22 protein-coding genes, 1 tRNA gene and 4 pseudogenes are annotated in these 22,110 nt (G+C 38.6%); 16 read left to right on the top strand and 11 right to left on the bottom strand.

The window, feature by feature from the left end:
- Positions 1–32 precede the first annotated feature (32 nt).
- The 14 genes from flhA (at position 33) to BTN50_RS02765 (ending at position 13,520) form a co-directional block, all read left to right on the top strand.
- Complete coding sequence (gene flhA, locus BTN50_RS02820; RefSeq protein WP_096618948.1) at positions 33–2,135, top strand: flagellar biosynthesis protein FlhA; 2,103 nt, start codon at positions 33–35, stop codon at positions 2,133–2,135.
- A 32-nt stretch (positions 2,136–2,167) separates the two neighbouring features.
- On the top strand, positions 2,168–3,814 hold the full coding sequence (gene flhF / locus BTN50_RS02815; RefSeq protein WP_096618947.1) for a flagellar biosynthesis protein FlhF: 1,647 nt from the start codon (positions 2,168–2,170) through the stop codon (positions 3,812–3,814).
- On the top strand, positions 3,807–4,694 hold the full coding sequence (locus BTN50_RS02810) for a MinD/ParA family protein (RefSeq protein WP_096618946.1): 888 nt from the start codon (positions 3,807–3,809) through the stop codon (positions 4,692–4,694). Before flhF ends, BTN50_RS02810 begins: the two co-directional genes overlap by 8 nt.
- Positions 4,687–5,409 carry an RNA polymerase sigma factor FliA gene (locus BTN50_RS02805; protein WP_190319696.1) on the top strand — a complete coding sequence of 241 codons (723 nt, stop codon included), beginning with the start codon at positions 4,687–4,689 and terminating at the stop codon, positions 5,407–5,409. Before BTN50_RS02810 ends, BTN50_RS02805 begins: the two co-directional genes overlap by 8 nt.
- A gap of 49 nt (positions 5,410–5,458) precedes the next feature.
- Positions 5,459–5,827, top strand: a complete 369-nt coding sequence (locus BTN50_RS02800) for a chemotaxis response regulator CheY (protein ID WP_096618945.1) — start codon at positions 5,459–5,461, stop codon at positions 5,825–5,827.
- A 627-nt stretch (positions 5,828–6,454) separates the two neighbouring features.
- Positions 6,455–8,473, top strand: a complete 2,019-nt coding sequence (locus BTN50_RS02795) for a chemotaxis protein CheA (RefSeq protein WP_096618944.1) — start codon at positions 6,455–6,457, stop codon at positions 8,471–8,473.
- Positions 8,474–8,488: 15 nt separating this feature from the next.
- Positions 8,489–9,637 carry a protein-glutamate methylesterase/protein-glutamine glutaminase gene (locus BTN50_RS02790; RefSeq protein WP_096618943.1) on the top strand — a complete coding sequence of 383 codons (1,149 nt, stop codon included), beginning with the start codon at positions 8,489–8,491 and terminating at the stop codon, positions 9,635–9,637.
- Positions 9,638–9,646: 9 nt separating this feature from the next.
- Positions 9,647–10,426 (top strand): ParA family protein, encoded by a 780-nt coding sequence (locus BTN50_RS02785; protein ID WP_096618942.1) that lies wholly within the window; start codon positions 9,647–9,649, stop codon positions 10,424–10,426.
- Positions 10,416–10,553 carry a hypothetical protein gene (locus BTN50_RS10005; RefSeq protein ID WP_161492924.1) on the top strand — a complete coding sequence of 46 codons (138 nt, stop codon included), beginning with the start codon at positions 10,416–10,418 and terminating at the stop codon, positions 10,551–10,553. The genes BTN50_RS02785 and BTN50_RS10005 overlap by 11 nt, the downstream gene beginning before the upstream one ends.
- A 35-nt stretch (positions 10,554–10,588) precedes the next feature.
- On the top strand, positions 10,589–10,852 hold the full coding sequence (locus tag BTN50_RS02780; protein WP_096618941.1) for a hypothetical protein: 264 nt from the start codon (positions 10,589–10,591) through the stop codon (positions 10,850–10,852).
- A 249-nt stretch (positions 10,853–11,101) separates the two neighbouring features.
- On the top strand, positions 11,102–11,359 hold the full coding sequence (locus BTN50_RS09700) for a hypothetical protein (RefSeq protein ID WP_150137214.1): 258 nt from the start codon (positions 11,102–11,104) through the stop codon (positions 11,357–11,359).
- 198 nt (positions 11,360–11,557) lie between these two features.
- Positions 11,558–12,046 (top strand): chemotaxis protein CheW, encoded by a 489-nt coding sequence (locus tag BTN50_RS02775; protein WP_096618940.1) that lies wholly within the window; start codon positions 11,558–11,560, stop codon positions 12,044–12,046.
- Positions 12,046–12,471, top strand: a complete 426-nt coding sequence (locus BTN50_RS02770) for a DUF2802 domain-containing protein (RefSeq protein ID WP_096618939.1) — start codon at positions 12,046–12,048, stop codon at positions 12,469–12,471. The genes BTN50_RS02775 and BTN50_RS02770 overlap by 1 nt, the downstream gene beginning before the upstream one ends.
- Before the next feature lie 842 nt (positions 12,472–13,313).
- A complete protein-coding gene (locus BTN50_RS02765) occupies positions 13,314–13,520 on the top strand; it encodes a hypothetical protein (RefSeq protein WP_096618938.1) in 207 nt (68 codons plus the stop codon).
- A gap of 1,417 nt (positions 13,521–14,937) precedes the next feature.
- On the opposite strand, the gene BTN50_RS12065 is transcribed toward BTN50_RS02765, so the two are convergent.
- The 10 genes and pseudogenes from BTN50_RS12065 to BTN50_RS02725 form a co-directional block, all read right to left on the bottom strand.
- Complete coding sequence (locus BTN50_RS12065) at positions 14,938–15,030, bottom strand: CheR family methyltransferase (protein ID WP_096618937.1); 93 nt, start codon at positions 15,028–15,030, stop codon at positions 14,938–14,940.
- A 69-nt stretch (positions 15,031–15,099) separates the two neighbouring features.
- Entirely contained in the window at positions 15,100–15,684 is a 585-nt protein-coding gene (locus tag BTN50_RS02750) for a hypothetical protein (RefSeq protein ID WP_096618936.1), read from the bottom strand.
- 269 nt (positions 15,685–15,953) lie between these two features.
- Positions 15,954–16,361: pseudogene (locus BTN50_RS02745) on the bottom strand (chemotaxis protein CheW).
- A 189-nt stretch (positions 16,362–16,550) separates the two neighbouring features.
- Positions 16,551–16,955: a chemotaxis protein CheW gene (locus tag BTN50_RS02740; protein ID WP_235610984.1), complete on the bottom strand. Its 405-nt coding sequence runs from the start codon at positions 16,953–16,955 to the stop codon at positions 16,551–16,553.
- A 167-nt stretch (positions 16,956–17,122) separates the two neighbouring features.
- Complete coding sequence (locus BTN50_RS10915; protein ID WP_223823243.1) at positions 17,123–17,275, bottom strand: hypothetical protein; 153 nt, start codon at positions 17,273–17,275, stop codon at positions 17,123–17,125.
- Positions 17,276–17,450: 175 nt separating this feature from the next.
- Positions 17,451–17,783 carry an ATP-binding protein gene (locus tag BTN50_RS10910; protein ID WP_223823244.1) on the bottom strand — a complete coding sequence of 111 codons (333 nt, stop codon included), beginning with the start codon at positions 17,781–17,783 and terminating at the stop codon, positions 17,451–17,453.
- Positions 17,784–18,056: 273 nt separating this feature from the next.
- Positions 18,057–18,344 (bottom strand): hypothetical protein, encoded by a 288-nt coding sequence (locus tag BTN50_RS10905; RefSeq protein WP_235610983.1) that lies wholly within the window; start codon positions 18,342–18,344, stop codon positions 18,057–18,059.
- Between the two features lie 249 nt (positions 18,345–18,593).
- Positions 18,594–18,827, bottom strand: a complete 234-nt coding sequence (locus BTN50_RS09340; protein ID WP_235610993.1) for a hypothetical protein — start codon at positions 18,825–18,827, stop codon at positions 18,594–18,596.
- Between the two features lie 161 nt (positions 18,828–18,988).
- Positions 18,989–19,282, bottom strand: a pseudogene (locus BTN50_RS02730) (response regulator).
- 64 nt (positions 19,283–19,346) lie between these two features.
- The gene (locus BTN50_RS02725; protein WP_235610982.1) at positions 19,347–19,538 is read right to left on the bottom strand and encodes a hypothetical protein; all 192 of its coding nucleotides are present in this window, start codon (positions 19,536–19,538) and stop codon (positions 19,347–19,349) included.
- A 514-nt stretch (positions 19,539–20,052) separates the two neighbouring features.
- Here BTN50_RS02725 and BTN50_RS10900 point away from each other — a divergent pair.
- Positions 20,053–20,641, top strand: a pseudogene (locus BTN50_RS10900) (IS5 family transposase); the annotation flags it as partial.
- Positions 20,642–20,788: 147 nt separating this feature from the next.
- Here the strand turns inward: BTN50_RS10900 and BTN50_RS02715 are convergent.
- Positions 20,789–21,602: pseudogene (locus tag BTN50_RS02715) on the bottom strand (IS5 family transposase).
- A 389-nt stretch (positions 21,603–21,991) separates the two neighbouring features.
- Here BTN50_RS02715 and BTN50_RS02710 point away from each other — a divergent pair.
- Positions 21,992–22,067: transfer RNA gene (locus BTN50_RS02710), tRNA-Phe, on the top strand.
- The last annotated feature ends 43 nt before the right edge of the window (positions 22,068–22,110 follow it).

Below are 22,110 nucleotides of genomic sequence, written 5' to 3'. Positions count from 1 at the left end.
ACAATAATTTAGCCTGACACGACAGACCCTACATGAAGTTATATTTGTCATTCTACAACAAGCTGCGAAATACAATCCCGTTTAAGGTGAAAGCGATACCAGCTATCGGCGCACCAATCTTGGTATTGTCAACATTAACAATGCTCATTTTGCCCGTTCCAGCGTTTTTGCTTGACATGTTTTTTTCTTTCAATATTGCTTTGTCTCTTGTCGTACTTTTGGTGACCATTTATATTCGAAGACCTCTTGATTTCGCTGCATTTCCAACTATCCTCCTTATTACTACACTCTTGCGTTTGGCACTGAACGTAGCATCTACTCGTGTCGTTTTACTTCATGGCCATGAAGGCCCTGGTGCTGCAGGTCAGGTCATTGATACTTTTGGTTCTGTCGTTATCGGTGGTAACTATGCGGTGGGTCTGGTTATTTTTCTTATTCTGATGATTATCAACTTTATGGTTGTAACCAAAGGTGCAGGACGTATTTCAGAAGTAAGTGCTCGTTTTACCTTAGATGCATTACCGGGTAAACAAATGGCGATTGATGCTGACTTGAATGCGGGCTTAATTAACCAAGATCAAGCGCGTACTCGCCGCCAAGAAGTGACCAAAGAAGCTGATTTTTACGGCTCTATGGATGGTGCATCAAAATTCGTAAAAGGGGATGCCATTGCAGGTATCCTGATCTTTGCCATTAATATTATCGGTGGTTTCTCCATTGGTATTATGGAACATGACGTTAGCTTCTCTAAAGCAATCAACATTTATATTTTGCTCACTATTGGTGATGGTTTGGTTGCTCAAATTCCATCCTTATTATTATCCATTGGTGCCGCAATCATAGTAACGCGCCAGAATATTGATGAAGACATGGGACAACAACTGGTGTATCAGTTGGTAGATAACCCTAAAGCATTGATTATTGCGACTGGTATTCTTGCAGTGATGGGTATTGTGCCTGGTATGCCGCATGTTCCTTTTCTTGGTTTAGCACTGATTTGTGGTGGTTTCGCGTATTGGAAAGTGAAGCAACAAACAAATGCAAAAATGTTAGCACTTAAAAAACCAAGGCAAGAACTTATCGCATCTCAACCTACAGAGTTGTCATGGGATGATGTTCAACCTGTGGATGTAATTGGTTTAGAAGTTGGGTATCGCTTGATTCCTATGGTTGACAGCGACCAAGGTGGAGAGTTACTTGACCGTGTTAAAGGTGTGCGTAAAAAACTGTCACAAGATTTTGGGTTCTTGATTCCTCCGGTCCACATTCGAGATAACCTTGAATTATCACCAAATAGTTATTGCATCACTTTGATGGGTGTCACAGTGGGTGACGCAGAGATTCATCCTGATAAGGATCTGGCGATTAATCCTGGTCAAGTTTTGGGTCCTATCTCAGGTGAGCCAACTATTGACCCGGCGTTTGGTTTAGATGCGGTTTGGATTGGTAAATCGCAACGTGAACATGCTCAGGCATTGGGTTATACAGTTGTAGATTCAGCGACTGTATTGGCGACACACCTGAGTCAAATGTTGATGCATAATGCAGAACGTTTGCTTGGACACGAGGAAGTACAAAGCCTTATTGAATTATTGGCTAAGCAAGCCCCACGCTTAGTAGAAGGGCTTATTCCCGATCTTATATCGTTAAGTGTTGTAGTAAAAGTGATGCAAAATTTACTTAATGAAATGATTCCTATTCGCGATGTCAGAACAATTATACAAACACTTTCTGAGTACGCGCCGAAGAGTCAAGATCCTGACATTTTAACTGCAGCTGTACGTATTGCACTTAAACGTTTGATTGTACAAGATATCAACGGTATAGCGGATGAACTTCCTGTTATCACATTAGTTCCTGAGTTGGAACAAATATTGCATAAAACTATGCAAGTGTCAGGAGGAGAATCCACTGGTATAGAACCTGGATTAGCAGAACGTTTGCAGCAAAGTTTGTCAGAAGCAACTCAACAGCAAGAATTACAAGGCGAACCTGCTGTATTGTTAACGTCAGGTGTTTTACGCTCCACCTTAGTGCGGTTTGTAAAAAATACAATTCCGACACTACACGTGCTTTCGTATCAAGAAGTGCCGGATGAGAAACAAATAAGAATTGTGAGAGCGGTTGGTAACTGATGGATAAACATCAGTAAATCAGGACAACGATTTTGAAGATAAAACGATTTTTTACTAAAGATATGCGAACGGCGTTAACCGAAGTAAAAGAAGCTTTGGGGGTAGATGCGGTTATTATGTCGAATAAAAAAGTAACAGGTGGGGTTGAAATTGTGGCGGCAGTTGATACTGAAACTCCAGTTCGCGATGTACGCAAGGAAGCCACGCGTACGCAAATAGCACAGGGTATGGGGCGCGGTGCTCAACAAACTAATCACTTTGCAGATGACAGAGTACATGCTCGTCGTGATATCAGTAAAAAAACGAGTAGGAAACCTCTGAAGAGTGAGTTAAGTAGTAAGTTTTCGAATCTCTTAGATCGTTATCAGTCTCAGTTGCCTGGGGATTATCATAGAAATGAACCTGTACCAAAAATGGACTCTCTTACTGCATTACTTGTCCGCCAAAACGAAGCACGCCATCGTCAAAATGAATCAATGAATGGTGCTCAACTTGCACGTTTGTCGAAAGGGAATAATGGATTATCAAGCTACTACGATTCTCAGCAAAGATATGGTATAGCACAGGGGTTAAACAATAGTTCTAGTGCGAAGCAACCAGCTAAGAAGCAAAAATTAGATTGCCTTTATCGCCAAAAACATAACGAAGCCAATCGTCGAAATAGTAGTGGTGGTGAAAGATGCGAAAATAATTGTGATAACACCCGTATTGAATCCCATAAAGACGTGAATCATCAACCTGATGAAATGGAAGCGATACGTAAAGAGATGGCAACTATTCGTAGTCTGCTAGAGCACCAATTATCGGGTTTGATGTGGCAGGAGGTGGAGCGTAAGGAGCCCCTGCGCGCCATGTTGATTAAACGTTTGGGAAAAATGGGTATTTCTCCAGTTTTGGCAGATCAGCTTGCTGGATACATTCCTGAAGATACGCCTCCTAATGAAGCATGGCCTGAACTACTGGGTTTAGTCGCAGATCAAGTGATTACCTCTGACGAAAATTTGTTGGAAACTGGTGGCGTGATTGCGTTATTAGGACCGACAGGTGTTGGAAAAACTACCACTATCGCAAAATTAGCATCTCGGGCGGCAATGGATTGCGGCCCTGAGGACATTGCCTTAGTAACGACAGATACATTTAGGATTGGTGCGCATGAGCAACTGGCGACATACGGAAAAATATTAAGATGTCCCGTAAAAGTTGCTAAGGATGCTACAACATTAGCCGATGTGCTGTATCAGTTACGTCATCGACGACTGATCCTATTGGATACTGCAGGAATGAGTCAACGGGATCTCAGGCTATCGGAACAGTTAGATTCGCTGATTCAAAGTCGTGGTTCGCATATACGAAGCTTACTTGTGTTACCAGCGACATCACAACGATGTGTATTACAAGAAACGATTGACCATTTTCGGCGTATCCCGTTATTGGGCTGTGTACTCACCAAGTTGGATGAATCCCTTAGTCTTGGGGAATTACTTAGCGTAACCATTGAGAATGCCCTTCCAGTAGCCTATCTGGCGGATGGGCAACGAGTTCCAGAAGATATTCATCAAGTCAGTAGTAGATATTTGGTGAATAAAGCCAGTGAACTCATGGCTCAAGGTTCAGAACAGCAAAATAATTTTTGGAGTCATGATGTACCAGAGTCGAATGCGGCGGACTTTTATGATTGAGAAAACCATGCATGATCAAGCAAGCGGCCTCCGCCGCCTAACAAATTCGACTCGCACTAAAGTCATTACTGTTACCGGAGGTAAGGGTGGTATTGGTAAAACAAATATTACATTGGGTGTAGCCGCTTCGATGGCAAAGCAAGGAAAGAGAATCATGGTCTTGGATGCTGATTTAGGTCTGGCAAATGTTGATGTACTTCTTGGCCTTCGAGTAGGGAGAAACCTTAGCCATGTAATGCAAGGTGTGTGTGATCTTAAGGATATTATTGTTGAAGGTCCTCACGGTATGCGTATTATTCCGGCATCTTCAGGTATGCGAGGTATGACAGAGCTTTCTATGGCACAGCATGCGGGTTTAATCCGAGCTTTTGGCACCTTGGAAGAAGAAATTGATGTACTTATGGTTGATACCGCCGCAGGTATTTCAGACATGGTGCTTAGTTTTTCACGTGCAGCGCAAAATGTTGTGATTGTCGTGTGTGATGAACCAACTTCAATAACAGATGCCTATGCTTTAATAAAACTTTTAAGTAGGGAACATGGCGTAGCTCGCTTTAAAGTTGTGGCTAATATGGTGCGTAGTTACCGTGAAGGAAGAGATCTTTTTACAAAATTAACGCGAGTAACAGAAAGATTTTTAAATGCTAATTTAGAATTAGTAGCGTGTGTTCCATTAGATGAACGTGTGCGTCAGTCGGTTAAGAAGCAAGAAGTGGTTGTCGATGCGTTCCCAAGCTCACCTGCTGCATTGGCGCTTAATGCACTAGCAAATAAAGCGCTGACCTGGCCAGTACCAAGAAATCCAGGTGGGCATTTGGAATTTTTTGTAGAGCAACTGTTCGTTAAAAACGAAACAAAAGGGGATTATCTTAGTGAATAGAACGCTCACTTATAGCAGAACAGGTGCATCCCCTGAGAAAGTGATTGCGAAGTATTCTACGTTAGTGATACGCATTGCTCATCACTTAGTTGCGCGTTTGCCACCAAACATTCAGGTAGAAGATTTGGTACAAGCCGGCATGATTGGTTTGTTAGAAGCACAACAAAAGTATGACCCGTCAAAAGGCGCAAGTTTTAAAACCTACGCTGGCATTCGAATTCGTGGTTCAATGCTAGATGACATTCGTAAAGGGGATTGGGTACCTCGTTCAGTTCACAGGAATAACCGTCAAATCAGCGAGATGATAGCATACCTAGCAGGAGAACTAAGTCGTGAGCCGAACGACAAAGAAATTGCGGAACATTTGGGCATGAGTCTTGATCAGTATCACAGTGCATTAAACGATATAAATGCGGGACGTTTAATTGGTATGGAGGATTTGGGTGTTTCAGAAGATGCTTTTGTCATTGATAGTCACCGAGAAGAAAATCTTCCTTTTCAGGAGGTTGTAGATGAGAGTTTTAAGGTGCATTTAGCCAAAGCTATTACGACACTTCCCGCAAGAGATGCATTGGTACTTTCTCTTTATTACGATGAGGAACTGAACCTTAAAGAGATAGGTGTAATTATTGGGGTTAGTGAATCCCGAGTTTGTCAGATACAAAATCAGGCAATGCAGCGGTTACAGACCAAGCTATCCACTTGGTCAAAGTAAGTTTTGACAATAATAAGGGATCTCACTGGAGGCAGTTTTGAATACAGAGATGAAAATTCTCATTGTTGATGATTTCTCAACAATGCGCCGTATCGTTAAAAATCTTCTTCGTGATCTGGGTTTCAACAATACTGTTGAAGCCGATGACGGTTTAACAGCATTGCCAATTCTTAAAAAAGGTAGTATTGAATTTGTCGTTACTGATTGGAATATGCCAGGCATGCAAGGTATTGATTTACTTAAAAATATTCGTACTGATGGCGCTCTCAAGCACCTTCCGGTGCTGATGATTACTGCAGAAGCCAAACGAGAACAAATTATTGAAGCTGTTCAAGCAGGTATAAATGGCTATATTGTGAAACCATTTACTGCGGTCACGTTAAAAGAGAAGCTGGACAAAATTTTTAAGCGTATGTAATTGATTTCTTTGTTAAGTGAAGAATTATTAACACGATGATAACACTCGATCAAACTAAAGCATTGGTCAATTTATTTGAAGAAATTGATCAAGAAAGTACGAATGAATTACTGGCTAATAGATTAGTCATGATTGTAATTTGCTCTTCCACGAGGTAGGTAAATTGACTAGGTAGTTACATGATGCTTTACCTCACTTTAAATAAATTTTAAAAATGTCGTGTTCTGATTAGTTCTCAGTGGCACAGCCTTATATAAGGGAGAATTGACTTTGTTAACTTCAAAAATTTGCGTCACCCATTAGATGGTTTATTAACGTAGGTGGCAGGAGACAAAACCAAACTGCATGGTCAATTAACCGAAATTTTATAGCGTTAAATTTAACGAGGCAGATTACTTGATGTGTGCTTAAATTAGTACCAAAAATTGAAAGTAATGGCTAAAAATTTTAACCATATTTGGTTTGGAGGACGAGCAAAACAAACGAAAAGATATAGTACAAACTATTGATGTCGAATCTGAAAGTCTGGCTATTACTACTAAGGAACAGCGCTAAGATAATCATGCGGTGCAGAATCAGGACGATGTAAACTACTTGCTTTCTAGCCTAGGCCTTTAGGGGTGTATGATGAGCTTTGAAATGGATGAAGAAATACTGCAAGATTTTTTGATCGAAGCTGGTGAAATTTTGGAACTATTGTCTGAACAGCTAGTTGATCTGGAAAAATTTCCTGAAGATCGAGAACTACTTAACGCTATTTTTAGGGGATTCCACACAGTTAAAGGGGGTGCAGGATTTTTATCGCTTACAGAGCTGGTAGATACCTGTCACGGTGCGGAAAATATTTTTGATAATCTTAGAAATGGTGGTCGAAAATTAACACCTGAGGTAATGGATATCATCCTTCAAGCGCTTGACACTGTTAATGAGCAGTTTGCATGTGTACAACAAAGACAACAGGCAACAGCAGCAGATTTAACATTGCTGCGCGCGCTACATACATACAGTAGGCCTGCAGTTGAAGATAAAGTTATTGAAGAAACGACTGGGCTAAAATTAGAACCAGAAGCTATCTCGAAAGTACCATTTTACGGTGATAATGCAATTGCGGGTGACTCTACTGATGAAATTACTGATGATGAATTTGATCGGTTGCTTGACGAATTGCATGGTTCAGGTAAAAGCCCTCTGATAAATAGTAATGCAACTTCACCACCATTATCCTCTCCAGACACATCGGTCAAAAGCTCAAGCGGTGATGACATGACTGATGATGATTTCGAAAATCTCCTTAATATACTGCATGGTAATAGTCCTATAGAGGACAAGTCAAAAGAGAATACCCATGAAGATCCCTCCCCAGTACCAAAAGTTGAACTTAAACCTGCGCCACCACCACAGAAACTAGCACCATCGGCTCAACCACCATCAGTAGCAGCGAAGCCACCAGTGAAAGCAGAAGAGCGAAAGATACCAGTACCTCAAATGGAACAAACTGTACGTGTTAATACATCGACCTTAGATAAGATCATGAATATGGTCGGTGAATTGGTACTTGTGCGTAACCGTTTGGTTAGTCTTAGCGCCAGCAGTGATAATGAAAACATGGTGAAAGCGGTGACGAATCTTGATGTTGTAACTGCTGATTTGCAAGGCGCCGTAATGCAAACACGCATGCAACCAATCAAAAAAGTGTTTGGTCGTTTTCCACGAGTTATACGTGATTTGGCACGTAATTTGAATAAAGATATCGTGTTAAAAATGCGTGGAGAAGAAACAGATTTAGATAAAAACTTAGTGGAGGCACTTGCAGACCCCATGGTCCATTTAGTTCGAAACTCAGTTGACCACGGTATTGAAATGCCGGATGCACGGGAAAAAAAGAGTAAGTCACGGGTAGGTACTGTTACTCTGGCTGCGTCGCAAGAGGGTAACCATATTTTATTAACGATTGAAGATGATGGTGGTGGTATGGATACTAAAATACTCCGTGGTATTGCAGTCGATCGTGGTGTTATGGATGCTGATGCGGCTGCGCGTTTGACTGATATTGAATCATTTAACCTTATATTTGCTCCAGGATTCTCTACTAAAGCTGAAATTTCAGATATATCTGGACGTGGTGTTGGTATGGATGTAGTCAAAACAGCTATCTCTCAACTTAACGGCACAATCTCTATTGATTCAGTGTTGGGTAAAGGTACTATCATTTCAATAAAAGTACCGCTGACGTTAGCGATCTTGCCAACATTGATGGTGGGGATAGGAAATAGTCCTTACGCATTTCCTCTATCAAATGTGAATGAAATTATTAGCTTAGATCTGGCAAAAACGAATACAGTTGATAGTCAGTTGACATTAATTGTGCGCGACAAAGTAATTCCTCTATTTTACTTGCAAGATTGGTTATGTCAAACACGAATAGCAAACAGGAAAATAGGGCATGTAGTCATTGTTCAGATAGGGCAGCAACCCATTGCATTTGTGGTTGATTCATTGATAGGGCAAGAAGAGGTGGTTATCAAACCATTGGATGAGTTGTTGCAGGGTACACCTGGGATAGCGGGTGCAACAATCACCAGCGATGGTCATATTGCTTTGATTTTGGATGTGCCTAATTTGCTTAAGCGTTATTCTAGGCAATAATAACAAAGGAATAATATGATAATGACAGTATTGGTCGCGGATGACTCAAATTTTTTTCGCCGGCGAGTGAGTGAGATAATCAATAGCGACTCACGTCTCAAAGTCATCGGCTGCGCTGCTAATGGCAAAGAAGCAGTGGAGAAAGCTACGCAATTGAAACCCGATGTTATTATAATGGATATTGAAATGCCAGTGATGGATGGAATCACTGCTGTCCGTAAAATTATGAAGTTTAATCCAACACCAATATTGATGTTTTCATCACTAACGCATGATGGTGCTAAGGCAACACTTGATGCGTTGGATGCCGGTGCGCTTGATTTCCTGCCTAAGAGATTTGAAGATATTGCGCGTAACCGAGATGAAGCTATTGGCCTTCTTCAACAACGCGTAAGTGAAATTGCACGCAAAAAAGTATGGATGCGCCGACAAGTACTAATAGCTCGGCCTTCACAGAAGACTGCGGCTGCAAGTACGAGACATTCATTAACGCGAGCATTTGCTGGGTCTTCTGACACAGCTACCATAGCTTCAGCACCTATGGCAAAGCCAGTGACATCAGCTTCGCAATTTAAAGCGAGTGGCAAACGTTATCAGTTGGTTGCTATTGGAACGTCAACAGGGGGACCAGTTGCTCTGCAAAAGGTACTTTGTGTGTTGCCAGTACATTTTCCTGTTCCTATTTTGCTGATTCAGCATATGCCATCGACTTTTACCGCTGCTTTTGCTCAGCGTTTAAATGGCTTATGTAAACTTTCCATAAAAGAAGCGCAAAATGGCGACGCATTGCAAGCAGGTACTGCCTACCTTGCTCCTGGTGGTATGCAGATGATGCTAAATAGTCATTTTGGGGCAGTGAGCATTAAAATTATTGATGGTGGTGATTGCATGAATTATAAACCTTGTATTGATATAACCTTTGGGTCAGCAGCTAATGCATACGGTGATAAAGTACTATCAATGATACTGACCGGCATGGGAACGGATGGTCGTAATGGTGCAAGACTGTTAAAGCAAGAAGGCTCAACAATCTGGGCCCAAGATGAAAAGAGCTGTGTTGTTTACGGCATGCCACGAGCAGTCTCAAAGGCCGGAATTTCTTCTGAAGACCTTCCTCTTGATCGGATTTCTGAACGCATACTCGTCGAGTTCAACTTGGTATAAGGAGTGGTAGTGATAGTCTGGAGCATTGCAAACCAGAAAGGAGGCGTTGGAAAAACAACCGCAGCGATAACTCTTGCAGGGCTTCTCAGTGAAAAGAATAAGCGAGTTTTATTAATTGATACCGATCCACATGCGTCGTTGACTACTTATTTGAACTATGATTCAGACACGTTACCTCGGTCTCTATTTGATCTCTTTCAACTGCAGACTATCAATAGTGATACGGTGAAACCGCTTATTCTCAACACAGAGTATAAAAATCTCGATTTATTACCTTCTCATATGTCATTGGCAACGCTAGATCGTGCAATGAGTAACCGAAGTGGTATGGGGTTGATGCTTAAGAAGACATTGGGCTGCCTAGAAAAGGAATACGATTATTCATTGATCGATTGTCCACCTATTTTAGGTGTAATGATGGTAAATGCACTTGCAGCAAGTAACCGTATTCTTATTCCTGTTCAAACTGAATTCCTTGCCATGAAAGGACTTGAACGAATGATTCGTACGCTCCAAATCATGCAAAAATCACGTAAGTCAATTTTTAAAGTATGTATTGTACCGACGATGTATGATAAGCGTACTCGTGCTTCTCTTGAAACACTGCAGGAGCTAAAAATACGTTATTCAGGTCAAATATGGGCATCAGCGGTACCAATTGATGCCAAATTTTGTGATGCGAGCTTAAAACATATGCCACCTTCGTATTACGTAAAAAATTGTCGTGGAGTTTTTGCATATAAAAGGTTGCTCTCTTATCTGGAGAGATTGGAGCAGGATGAAAGATAAAAAAATTTTATTTAGCGTTCAAACGCTGGATGCTGATTTTGATGTGCTGCTAGACTATGTGAGTGTCTTGTCAGATAACGTTGATACGGCACTGTTTCTAGTTGTTGACACTGAACGGCGTATTTGACAGGTTCCATTGATATTGATACAGCAGGAAGATCAATGGCACAACTACAGATGAAAGTCGTCGAAAACCCAAAGAAACGTGAAAGTATGGTGTTAATGCAGAAAGCGCACGATTTCTTTCATGTCGGAAAGCTATTAAGCCAAGTAAAGCTAAGTGATGGCATGGTGGATGATGTTGAAGAACCTAGTGATATTGAAAAGCTTATCAATATTGGGTTGGTACCTAAGATTAATCTAAATGTAGTTAAAGATACAGACGTAATGGAGGCGGTTGAAGCATATACTAATGTATTAGTGTGAACACAAGATGAGATGATTTTTGTTAATGTGTAGTCTTCGATTTTTATTTAGTCTGGGATGTATGTACTAACATTTATATAAATACTGAGTAACTGTTTTTTCTGACGATTCGGTAATGGAAGAGGTGGTAATATCTGTTCCAATGAAGACAATGCAGAGCGCGACAGTGATGTAGCTTTACATACCAATACTCATCACATTGATAATGAATTACCATGAAAAAATATCGCATTTGAGGATGTGTTTTAAGTGTTATGCGTTGAGGCGGTGGGTGTGATTTGTGCTGTGTTATTGACGGAGCTAGGTGGCATTCACCAATTGAAAGAGTGCAATAACTTTATCGGTCGTTCCGATTGGTATTTGAGGCTTCAGATTGAACATAACCAACGATTGGATATTGTTGACACCATCATATGTGTGATGCCGGGAAAAATAACAAATAAGAGTCATCGAAGGAACTATAATTATATTATAGTTTTGAGTAATAGTGAGTGGTGCTTAGCTTGAAGTACTTTATTTGGGACTGAGTCACTTAAAAGTAAGCAAGTGCAGTGGTGTAAACAAGCGGGTAAATAATCTTGGTTGGTTGGATTAGCCAAAGAAAAGATGTGTGCATTGCTCCATGTCCAAATTTTAATCACCATGCTTAATTATGATATTGATGCCAATGCGGTGATGTAGCGGAGCACATTAGAAGGAAAATAGATGTCTCAGGTCGTTGAAGTTCAAAAAAACAATGTGAATGATGCAATCCTGCAGTGGGTGACTTTTCAGCTGGAAGATGAAACTTACGGCATTAATGTCATGCAAGTTCGGGAAGTTTTACGTTATACCGAAATCGCTCCCGTTCCAGGAGCACCAAACTATGTTCTTGGTATTATTAATCTACGAGGTAACGTTTTAACAGTTATCGACACGCGGTCACGTTTTGGTCTGATACAGGGTGATATTTCTAATAACACGCGTGTTATTGTGATAGAAGCTGAATCGCAAGTGATCGGTATCATGGTTGATAGTGTTGCAGAAGTCATTTATTTGCGCGTCTCTGAAATTGATACCCCACCAAGTGTGGGTACTGACGAAAGTGCCAAATTCATTCAAGGTGTTAGCAACCGTAATGGTAACTTATTAATTTTGGTTGACTTGAATAAATTACTTTCAGATGAAGAGTGGTCAGATATGGCTATGCTTTGATGCTTAATATTGTGTCGTACTGGTTGCTACTCGGTATTTCAGTCGTCATCGGGTTAATAATACTTTTACTGCTTCGCAGAGAAAAAAAAGCAAGGGTCAATTTGGAAGTTAAGTTTCAAGCGATGGAATTAATTTATAAAAATACTCGTCAACAGCATGAAAGCTTAATAAAACAGTTCAATGAATTACGGGCAGGATCTATTGGTATGAGCCAGAAGCTTGCTGAACTGTCTCAACATTTTGACGATATGGTTGAGAAGCAAAATGAATTGGAAATGCGCGACCTTGATGGTCGACTTTATAGTCGAGCAAGCAAAATGGTAGAGTTAGGTGCTGATATTCATGAGTTAATGGAAGAGTGTGACCTTCCAAAAGCTGAAGCTGAACTTCTGTTCAGAATACGGAAGCAGAAATTAGTTTGCTGAACCGTAAGTTTTAGTATAGTATTGTATGTTTCGTTTACATTTATCGAAAATAATACGCGATAAGAGAATATAATAGCGATTGAACGGACTGATTAATAAAAGTACCTGACATATAAAAAATTTCTCTGCCTATGCTTCCTTAACTTTAAGATGCAGACCTAACCACTTCAAACTCAACATTTACGCGGGGTGTCAAAAAGCTTGCAATCCTTAAAATTATTCATTCATCACTCCCAGATCCGCTCTATTTAGTTAAAATTTGGCCATGAGGATAAAGTAGAGATGCTTAATATTGAGAATGAATTCTACATTTTTAATGAAGTCGTTCCGGTGATATACAGTTTCCTCTAGGACAATGTGAAGATAATGGGTTGATTAGTGATTCTCTCTGAATTTGCCGAAAAAACGGATAATATATTTTCTTTTTTTGCCTCATACTAGAGCTTTATTTTTAAATGTAAGTTTATATAGTAAAGTCCAATACGATTAGCGATTAAATAATTGCTTTTATTTTAAGCATGCCAAGCCTAGTCAACTTATTTAATACTGTCATTGTGGTGTAGGTTTTGCCAAGAAATCAAACTAAAAAGGGTAGTAATATGAGACTACATTTATTTAGTTACTGAGCCATTACAACGGCTTTCATGATCAAACGCGCATTGTCAATATCACTGAAAGGTCTATAATGATTCATTAGTTTTGCTTTCAAACTTGCTCCAATGCCGTTATTATACTTCCACTATTTATGTATTAGTAACCGAGCCTAAACTATTAATGCCGCGTTCAAGACGGCGACGAAAGAACCATCTAACATTTAGCTATTGACTTTACGGTGAAAGCGAATGAAAAGTAAGAAAGCATGCACTAATGGGAAACGACGAGTCGGAAGCCAGTTATATTTAGCAGTGGATATAAATACGCATGAAATCATTGCGGCTGCGTTAAATTCATTAAATGCGATTGCCGGCGAAATGCTACCTAGCTTGCTCAAACAGACTCGCCTAAGAATCAATGAAATATTAAAAAGTAGTGCGTACGGCGCCAGATAATGTTACGAACCGTTCGTATTAAACGAGCGGTTCCTTTTGTCTCACCGATAAAAAAGCAATTTTTTAAAAAGAAATGACCTGCGTAATCTAGCGGTCAGTTACTAGAAGTTATACAGTTTAAATTAGTATTGAAAAACGAGATATAGTTGCCATAAATGTTCCTCAGCAAAACGGTAATGTTTCGAGTCAAAGAACTACTGGGAGGAACATTGAGTCTAAGGGATTATAATTTTAAATTAGTGAAACCGACTCCATGATAAAAGCGTTAAATCAGCTTAGAGGGTTAATGATGTCTAACACGCAGGTCTTTGTCTAATCATTCATTATGTTGGAATTTGCTACTTGAACTCAAATTAGGAAAGAAAGCCGCTTTTTTATGAAAATAGTTCTGTATTTCCTGCATTATTTCGTTTAATTTTATTAATCAGATCATGTTTATAATTATTTTCTTCTTTTGTCATAATGATACATTAATTACCTATCTTTTTCAGTTATGCCTTACCGGCTATCGGATTAAAGACCACTTTACGTGAATACTTATTTCTTCAATCTTCACTCGCTAAAGTTATCTCTTCACTCATGATATATGCACGAATAAAAAAACTGTTCTTGTCACCAATACTTGCATGTTGGCCTATCATAATTTCACCACCAAGCAATTTTGCTGTTAGTGAACTTTTAAGTGTACTTTGTTGAATTCATGTATTAAACAGGAATTCCATTGCGTAGTTACCGTAGCGTGTAGCATTAGAGCACTACTGCGTAGGATTCCATCTTTCGATACTATCGGTCTCGCCACACATATGCTGAGATACACGAATCTAAACCTGTAGATATCAGCTCTCGCTCTGAGGTTATATGCACTTCACTCAGTTGTATTTTTATCATTATTCTCTGTTTATCTGAGTGATAGAAACGTTTTCCCTCCCGTGCTGATAAGACAGTTTTTTTAGCTCCAGAATTCTATGGATACAAAGACTATATAATTTTTTAAATATCGTTTACATACGCCTATGACTTATAAAACATGGTCTGACCAAGGTTGTCAAATCTGCCTTTTATTCCACGGATATTTCCTGAATGATCAATAAAAAATAAACCTTCATTATTGAGTATTTTTTCAAAATTGATAAATGAGTTATTGTTGCACTTTTTGCAAAATAAATCAGTACATTACGACAAAAATCACATTAAATTGATTCTGATGTTTCCAGGGAACAATGAGGTTTAGTTGCTTAAAATGAATATGATCTTGCAGCAATGGTTTGACTTATAATAATTTTTGCTTCGATCCTTTCCCACGAATAAACCCATTATGTAAAAGAGATTCAGGTATAATCCTTATTGATTCAATATTATAAGTGCCATGTCTTGCTACATTAAAAACTTGGCTATTCAAATCAGTAGCGAGGATCTTTCAGTTATACTGAGGAGACAGTAAACTGGCAGCCGCCAACATGAATGCAATAGTATACGGCTCTTCTCCTGTAGAACAACTGGCTAACCACATTCGAATATAATATTTTTTCCAATCAACTTGTCTACAGAGAAAGTGGGAAAGTGATTTCGTAACTGATCTTCATAGCAGGATTGAGAAAGAAAATACTATCATTTTATGAACTATCATAAAGTTAGTTGTCATCCTTTCAACAGTAGAAGCTAAACGCCCAACTTTCTTGTCATTATCACGAAGCTCTGTCACATCACGCCATTCAAGGTTGCTACTAATGTAATTACTTTTTACATCAATGATGGCCGTTACATTCAATTCGATGGTGAGCTCTGCAATATTAATATCCGTTTTATACGGAAGATTTAAAGGGATGAATAAGAGCTGGTATTGGTGCGTTGGATTTTTGTGGAATGCATCAATCCATTGTTTTATTAACCAGTCTTGAGTTGTATGGAACCCAAACCAAACCTTCCGAAATGACTCTTGATATTTACCAAACAGAGTTACCATTTCTTCGTTAATATAAGTAATTTTGAAATCGCGATCAATGAAAATTATAGCTGTAAGAGATTCAGTGATATCTCCCCATTCAAGCGTATTTTCACCGTGGTCACCTTTAATATCTATGATAGTACTTACAAGGGGCCGGAGTGAAACATTAGCTACTTTAACAGTGGTTTCATACGAAAGAATGGTAGCATTAGACAACATCTAGCGTTGAGGGGCTGGATTCGCAAAAAATAAATCAATATAAATTTCTTTAACCCATTTTTTTTAGTACGGAAATTCGGCTATTTGGAGCGACATAAAACTTCATGCTTCTTCAGTAATTCTACCGATTTTTTGTTAGCATAAAAGATCTTAAAATTATTATCCACGATCATAAAGGTAGTTTGGGTGGTGTCAAGTGCAGACACAATATACGCTTTCAATTCTTACTCTTCTTGTGTGTTTTCAGTGACAGTTATCTTATTTTTATTTCACCTGAACATAATCTTAATCCTTGCCAGCCAACGACGGCTGCGCAATTTTATGTAACGCATTAAAATTAAACAATTTGTTAATTGGATTAGTACCGCATGCTCTCTATTGACAGACGCGATACCTGCAACAAACTGTTCGTTAATTTCCATATAGTATGGTACTGATTTAATTTGTTCCGCTGATAATTGATATACTTCAGTTCTAGCATCAACAACGATACCCAACGATTGTCCTTTTTTATGACGGACGATTACCACAACTGTTAGACCGTCCAGCATAGCTAGCATCATACTAAAGTGTGGTCAGAAATCAGCGATAGATGTGTACTCACCACGCAACTCAAGAGAACCAAGGAGATAGTTTTCACTATTTGGTAGTTTTTTTGCATATGATGATCTACGTATCTCTCTGACATGTAGGATATCAATACCCTATTCCTCGTCATCTATCAAAAAAGAAGAAACGCTTTTTACTTCGTCCGACATGTATTTTTCCTAATGCATAAGGCTTTCAATGTTGAGTAATGAGTCGACATCGAGGAAGCTTCTGACTTGAAAATTTACATTTAGCAGATCACTGACAAATGGCGTTACTTAGAAATTTTTCATCGGTGAGTTCAGATTATTGTCACCCATATCTATTACGTCAGATATGGCGTAAATAATGATACCCAATATACGCTCACCAGCCACTTCGCCTGCTTTCAAAATTAAAACAACCGTGGTTGGCAGATATTCTACCTGACCTATGTCAAACCTCACTCGAAGATCCATAATAGACACGATCATACCTTGCAGATTAATGACACCCAGAATAAATTTGGGTGCCAGCGGGATGATTGTAGGTCGCTCCCACATTCGAATTTTTTTCACTGCTTTGATATCAACATCATAAAATTCATGGGCTAAGTCAAAACCCAGGAAAGGAGATCCTTTTAATTTACTTTCACCTACCATTAATCCTACAGTCACGGTGGCAGGACTTGTTATGGTTTTCACCTATGCGCAATATGTTTATTTGTATCTTCTAAGTGACCTAGGAAACGAGCCATTAGCCCTTGAACATCCAAGATAAGCGGCATTGATCCATCGCCTAAAATAGTGGGTCCTAAAATGCCAGTTATGAAGGTAGAATTTGATGCTAGGCTTTTAATGACAACTTGTTGTTAACCCAACACTTCATCGAAAAGTAACTCAATGCGGTTACCACCTGCTTCTACGAGACAGAGTAATGGTTTATTTAATGCTCTCGCTTTGCCTAACATAAACTCTTCTTTGAGACGAAGAATAGGAATGTTTTTATCACGAACACGATACAATTCAATCCTCCTATCGCAACTTTTACTCGTTTAGATTCAATTTGGATTGATTCAATGATCGAAATAAGTGGCACCATTAAAACTTGATGCAAAAGCTTGACTAACTGCCCATCCAAAATGGCTAATATGAGCGGTAAACTAATGCGGAATATACTTCCAACATTTGTTTCTGAGTTTACCTCAATGTGACCACCAAGTCTTCTATGTTTCGTTTTACCACATCCATTCCTACACTGCGCCCAGATACATCAGACACTTGCTCTGCCGTTGAAAGTTTAGGTAAAAAAATCAAGTTATAGACCTGATCATCTAACAAATAATCCCAAGATATATCAGGGTGAAGTAAACCTTTTTCGATAGTTTGTTTCCATACTCTCTTTTTATCTAACCCAGCGCCATGATTCATCACTTCAATTAGAATAGAGCCCCCCTGGTGAAACGCAGTAAAAAAATTTTCTTGTTTCTGGCTTTCCTTTTTGCAAGCGCAATTCAGGTTCTTCCAAGCCATGATCTACAATATTTTTTATAAGGTGTACGAGGGGGGATCTCTGATACGTTCAAATATGATTTTATCAAGCTCAGTTTGTTCACCTTTACTCTCAAGATCAATATTTTTTTCAAGCTGAGTTGACAAAGCACGAAGAAAACGAGGAAAACGATTAAATGCAAAACTAATGGGTCACATACGAATATTAAAGATATTTTTTTACAATGCTTTGGTGTTTTGAAGGAGTTAATCTAGCCCTGCTTGTAAACAAATTAGTTTATTTTTAAAAAATTTTTATCTTAGTTCTGTTGACATACATTGAGTGATAATTAATTCAGCAACCAATTCAATGAATTTGTCAATTTTATTGATTACAACACGAATTGAAGATACTTCATTTGCCTTTGATGGTTTTGATTTTGCATGTACTCTACTTGTGACTTTATGAACTGATAATATGTCTGGCGATGTATCACTAGCCGCAACGGCTAGTGATACATCATGGAGATAGGTTTCGTTATCTTGATAGTACGTTTCAACACAGGACGTGTCATTTCCAATGTATATTACTTTTCTATCCATTCAAAAATTTTTTCAACTAGGTGTTTTTTAAGCAAACTATCAACTATTATCCGCCACTTTAAATAGTATATGTCTGGTTCAAATTTGCTGAAAGTAGACAATGCATCAAAAAGACATTTCACGATACAATGTACACTGAGCTCAAATAATTTTCGTAAAAACCAAACAGGATCATTGCCTGCAAAAAACATATTCCTGTTCAGTTTAAAATTAATAATCCAATTACCCTTGCCATTAATATCATCCGATTCAACAATACTTTCTTTTGACGGCTATTACATCACGTTTTATATGATTAAAACTAGAATCAGTTCCATAAACCACCAACATACTGTTGATGCAGTTGCCTCCTTTAAGTAGCAGATCAATCGTATCGATATCAAGAATGCGCTGTCCTTTTCTCGCTTCATCAAGAAGTGTTTCTATAACATGGATAAACTGACTAATTCCATGAAAAGTAAATGTTGCACCTCCGCCCTTGATTGAGTGTGCAGCTCGAAAAATCGAATGAAAAATTTGAAAAGATACTTCACTATTAGAATTAAGTGTGAGCAGTTCACGTTCAAAAATTTTTGCGTAGTTAGTTCATGTCCAAAGCCATAATATTCTTCTTAGCCAAATATTGAGATGACCAGTTGCAAGGTTTACAGAAGAGTATTTGGATTGAAAGGTTTAACGATCCAGCCAGTTACGTCAGAGGACTTATCTATGCTCTTCTTCTCCGCAGACGTTTCTGTGGTAAGTATGAGGATCGGTGTAAACTTATATTGCGGAATAGCACGAACTTGCTGAATTAGTTCCAAGCCATCGATATGGGGTATATTGATGTCAGATATAATCACGTCATAGTTTCCGGATTTAGCTTTTAAGATGGCCTCTGCACTATTATTAGCCGTTTATACTTGATAGTCTGCTTCTTTGAGTGTGTGACTTACCATCTGACGAATTAAAACTGAATCGTCCACAGCTAAAATTTTTCGTAGACTGTCACTACATAAAAATTTATTCAATAAAACCGCTTAAGCCTAATTGTTTAACTAATCCCCCCCAACGTTTTGCCGCATTCATTAATGCACTAGACGCGCCTTGCCATTGCCAATGAATAGTTTGATTGTGATAAATAATCCTAGCGGCGAGTATGAGTTGTAACTCTGGAGCATCAACACGTGATATTGCGCTTCCATTAATAAGCAAACTGTCTGATTATTCTAGCTCAACGTGCAAATATTTTTTAATATTTATTACTTTCGTAATATCCCATTGTTCTCCCAATGCAAAATTTATGGAAAAATTTTTAGTCATCAAATTTAATAATGCGACATTTTGGGAGGATATCCCCAGATACGCATTAAGGCTTTGTTTCCTCATTTGGGCTTAGATAGCAAATCCCTTCATGATCAACTATTAGATAATAGCTGTCTTATTAGGTATACTTAGTTTTATCAGCTTATGTAATGCTTTTACCATGGTATAAGTTTCGCTAATCTGAGTTGTGTGACGGCTTAGGATTGGTGTCTCTCCTAGTAGTTTTTGACTCGAACTATTGCCGTTTTGGTTAGGGAACGTTTATGGTAATCGGCTTTATTTTCTAAATCATGAACTAAATTTTTAAGTAATATTTAAAGCAGTTAGGCTGACTGAAACATTCAGGTCTATAAATAATTTTTGCTAAAAAACAACTAACTGGGAGCAGTATAATCAAGCTTTAATTAATCGTGGGCTCACTAATATTTTGGATTGATGAAGAAGCTATTCCGCTATGGAATCAAATTAAGCAGAGTAATCATGGGAGAGCTCGTTTATTTAGTAACGCAACTATTACGGGGGCCCTCACGGTTAAATGCGTATTTTTAATGCCATGGAGAAGTCTGCAAGGATTCATTAATTTTATTTTTAAATTCATTCAACTGCTATTATTATGCCATGATTATTCATGCATTAGCAAGCGAACTAAAACGGTTGATGTCACGTGCAAGACGAAGAATAAAGGAAGCATTTAGAACTTAACCATTAATTCTATGGGGCTCAAAGTCTACGGTGAAGGATAATAAAAAGTAAAAAAGCATGGTACTGATGGGAAACGAAAAATTTGACGCAAATTACATTTAGTGGCAGATATAAATACGCATGCAATTATCGCTGCTCAGTAGAATACATCAAATGTGACTGACGGTGAGTGCTACCTAACTTACTCAAACAGACCATCGAAAATTAATGAAATATAAGTTGATGGTGCTTACAACATCAAACAATTTTACGCAGCCGTTAGCATTAAGCGAGCGGTTCCACGCATAAAATAAAGAAAAGGAGCAACTTTTTGGAGCTTTATTTCCTAATTCGAGTTCAGATAGCCAATCCCAACATCATTAATGATTAAACAATTATTTTATTTTAGGCATACCTAGTCCGGTCAGTTTATGTAACGTTTTTATCATGGCGCACATTTAACTAATCTGAGCATCATGATCTTTTAAGCTCAATGCCCCTCTTAGTAGTTGTTTTACTTTAAACATTGTCGTCTCTGTTGTGGAACGTTTATGGTAACCATACCTTATTTTTTAATGTTGATTGGAACCGCATAACTTTTGATAACTGACCGCTAAATTACACGGATGACCTCGCGTCCAAAAAGCACTTTTTTTGGTAGGATGAATGAAACTGCTCATTTAACACGAGCGGTTACGTAATATTACCTGGTGTCGTAAGCACTATCGACTTATATTTTATTAATTTCTCGACGGGTCTGTTTGAGTAAGTTAGATAGCACTCACTGTCAGTCATATTTGATGTATTCTATTGAGCAGCGATAATTGCATTCGTATTGATATCTACCGTTAAATGTAACTTGCACCAGGCTCTCGGCTTCGCATCAGTGCCATTTTGCACCGTAGACTTTGAGCCCCGTAGAATCACTGGCTAAATGCTTGATGCTTCCTTTATTCTTCATCTTGAACGTGGCGTTAACCCTTTTGGCTTGTTTGTTAATGCATGAACAGTGAGGGTATGACAACGACAGTTGAGCAAGTTTAAAAACAGGATTAATGAATCCTTGCAGACCTCTTCATGGTATTGAAAATACGCATTTAACCATGAGGGCCATCGTAATGGCTAAGTCGCTAAATAACGAAATTTTTCATTATTACTCTGCTTCGTTTGATTTCATAGCGGAGTAGCTTTTTTATCAATCCAAAATATTAGTGAGGCCTGATTGATTAAAGCTTGATGATACTGCTTCCAGTTAGTTGTTTTGTAGCTCAGATGTTCATAGATCTGAATATTGAAGTGAGCCTAACTGTTTAGAGTGTTGATTGAAAATTTAGTTCCCTGCTTTAAAAAATAAAACCGGTTACCAGAAACGTTCCCTAGCAGAGAAGCAATAGTTTGAGTCAAAAAATTGCTGGGAGGGACATTGGGCCTAAGGAATCACACAACTTAGATTAGTGAGATTAACGCCATGGTAAAAGCACTAAATAAGCCAACAGAGCTAAGTATGCCTAAAGCGAAAGAAATTGCTTAATAGTTCATCATGTTGGGATTTGTCATCTGTACTCGAATTAGTAAACAAAGCCTAAAAAAGCAGCAATTAGACATTTATGTAATAATTTATTTTGACAAAAAACTGCCTCTCCTATCTAATAGGACCTGTTGCCTTGATAGCTCAGTCGGTAGAGCAGGGGACTGAAAATCCCCGTGTCGGTGGTTCAATTCCGCCTCGAGGCACCATCTTTGCTAACATTTTGCTTAAAAATGTATTGTATACTTAATA

Source organism: Candidatus Enterovibrio altilux (assembly GCF_002381345.1).
GTDB lineage: Bacteria > Pseudomonadota > Gammaproteobacteria > Enterobacterales > Vibrionaceae > Enterovibrio > Enterovibrio altilux.
The sequence above is the reverse complement of the archived record's forward strand: the minus strand, read 5'-3'. Positions and strand labels throughout refer to the sequence as shown.

Bases quoted from the DNA above. Each gene is read 5' to 3' on its own strand.
- BTN50_RS02795 (WP_096618944.1), top strand. From the start codon at position 6,455: ATGAGCTTTGAAATGGATGAAGAAATACTGCAAGATTTTTTGATCGAA.
- BTN50_RS02750 (WP_096618936.1), bottom strand. From the start codon at position 15,684: ATGTTGTCTAATGCTACCATTCTTTCGTATGAAACCACTGTTAAAGTA.
- BTN50_RS10005 (WP_161492924.1), top strand. From the start codon at position 10,416: ATGAAAGATAAAAAAATTTTATTTAGCGTTCAAACGCTGGATGCTGAT.
- BTN50_RS02765 (WP_096618938.1), top strand. From the start codon at position 13,314: ATGAAAAGTAAGAAAGCATGCACTAATGGGAAACGACGAGTCGGAAGC.
- BTN50_RS02790 (WP_096618943.1), top strand. From the start codon at position 8,489: ATGATAATGACAGTATTGGTCGCGGATGACTCAAATTTTTTTCGCCGG.
- BTN50_RS10910 (WP_223823244.1), bottom strand. From the start codon at position 17,783: ATGGCTTGGAAGAACCTGAATTGCGCTTGCAAAAAGGAAAGCCAGAAA.
- BTN50_RS02800 (WP_096618945.1), top strand. From the start codon at position 5,459: ATGAAAATTCTCATTGTTGATGATTTCTCAACAATGCGCCGTATCGTT.
- BTN50_RS12065 (WP_096618937.1), bottom strand. From the start codon at position 15,030: ATGTGGTTAGCCAGTTGTTCTACAGGAGAAGAGCCGTATACTATTGCA.
- BTN50_RS02780 (WP_096618941.1), top strand. From the start codon at position 10,589: ATGGCACAACTACAGATGAAAGTCGTCGAAAACCCAAAGAAACGTGAA.
- BTN50_RS10905 (WP_235610983.1), bottom strand. From the start codon at position 18,344: ATGGATAGAAAAGTAATATACATTGGAAATGACACGTCCTGTGTTGAA.
- BTN50_RS02775 (WP_096618940.1), top strand. From the start codon at position 11,558: ATGTCTCAGGTCGTTGAAGTTCAAAAAAACAATGTGAATGATGCAATC.
- flhA (WP_096618948.1), top strand. From the start codon at position 33: ATGAAGTTATATTTGTCATTCTACAACAAGCTGCGAAATACAATCCCG.
- BTN50_RS02770 (WP_096618939.1), top strand. From the start codon at position 12,046: ATGCTTAATATTGTGTCGTACTGGTTGCTACTCGGTATTTCAGTCGTC.
- BTN50_RS02810 (WP_096618946.1), top strand. From the start codon at position 3,807: ATGATTGAGAAAACCATGCATGATCAAGCAAGCGGCCTCCGCCGCCTA.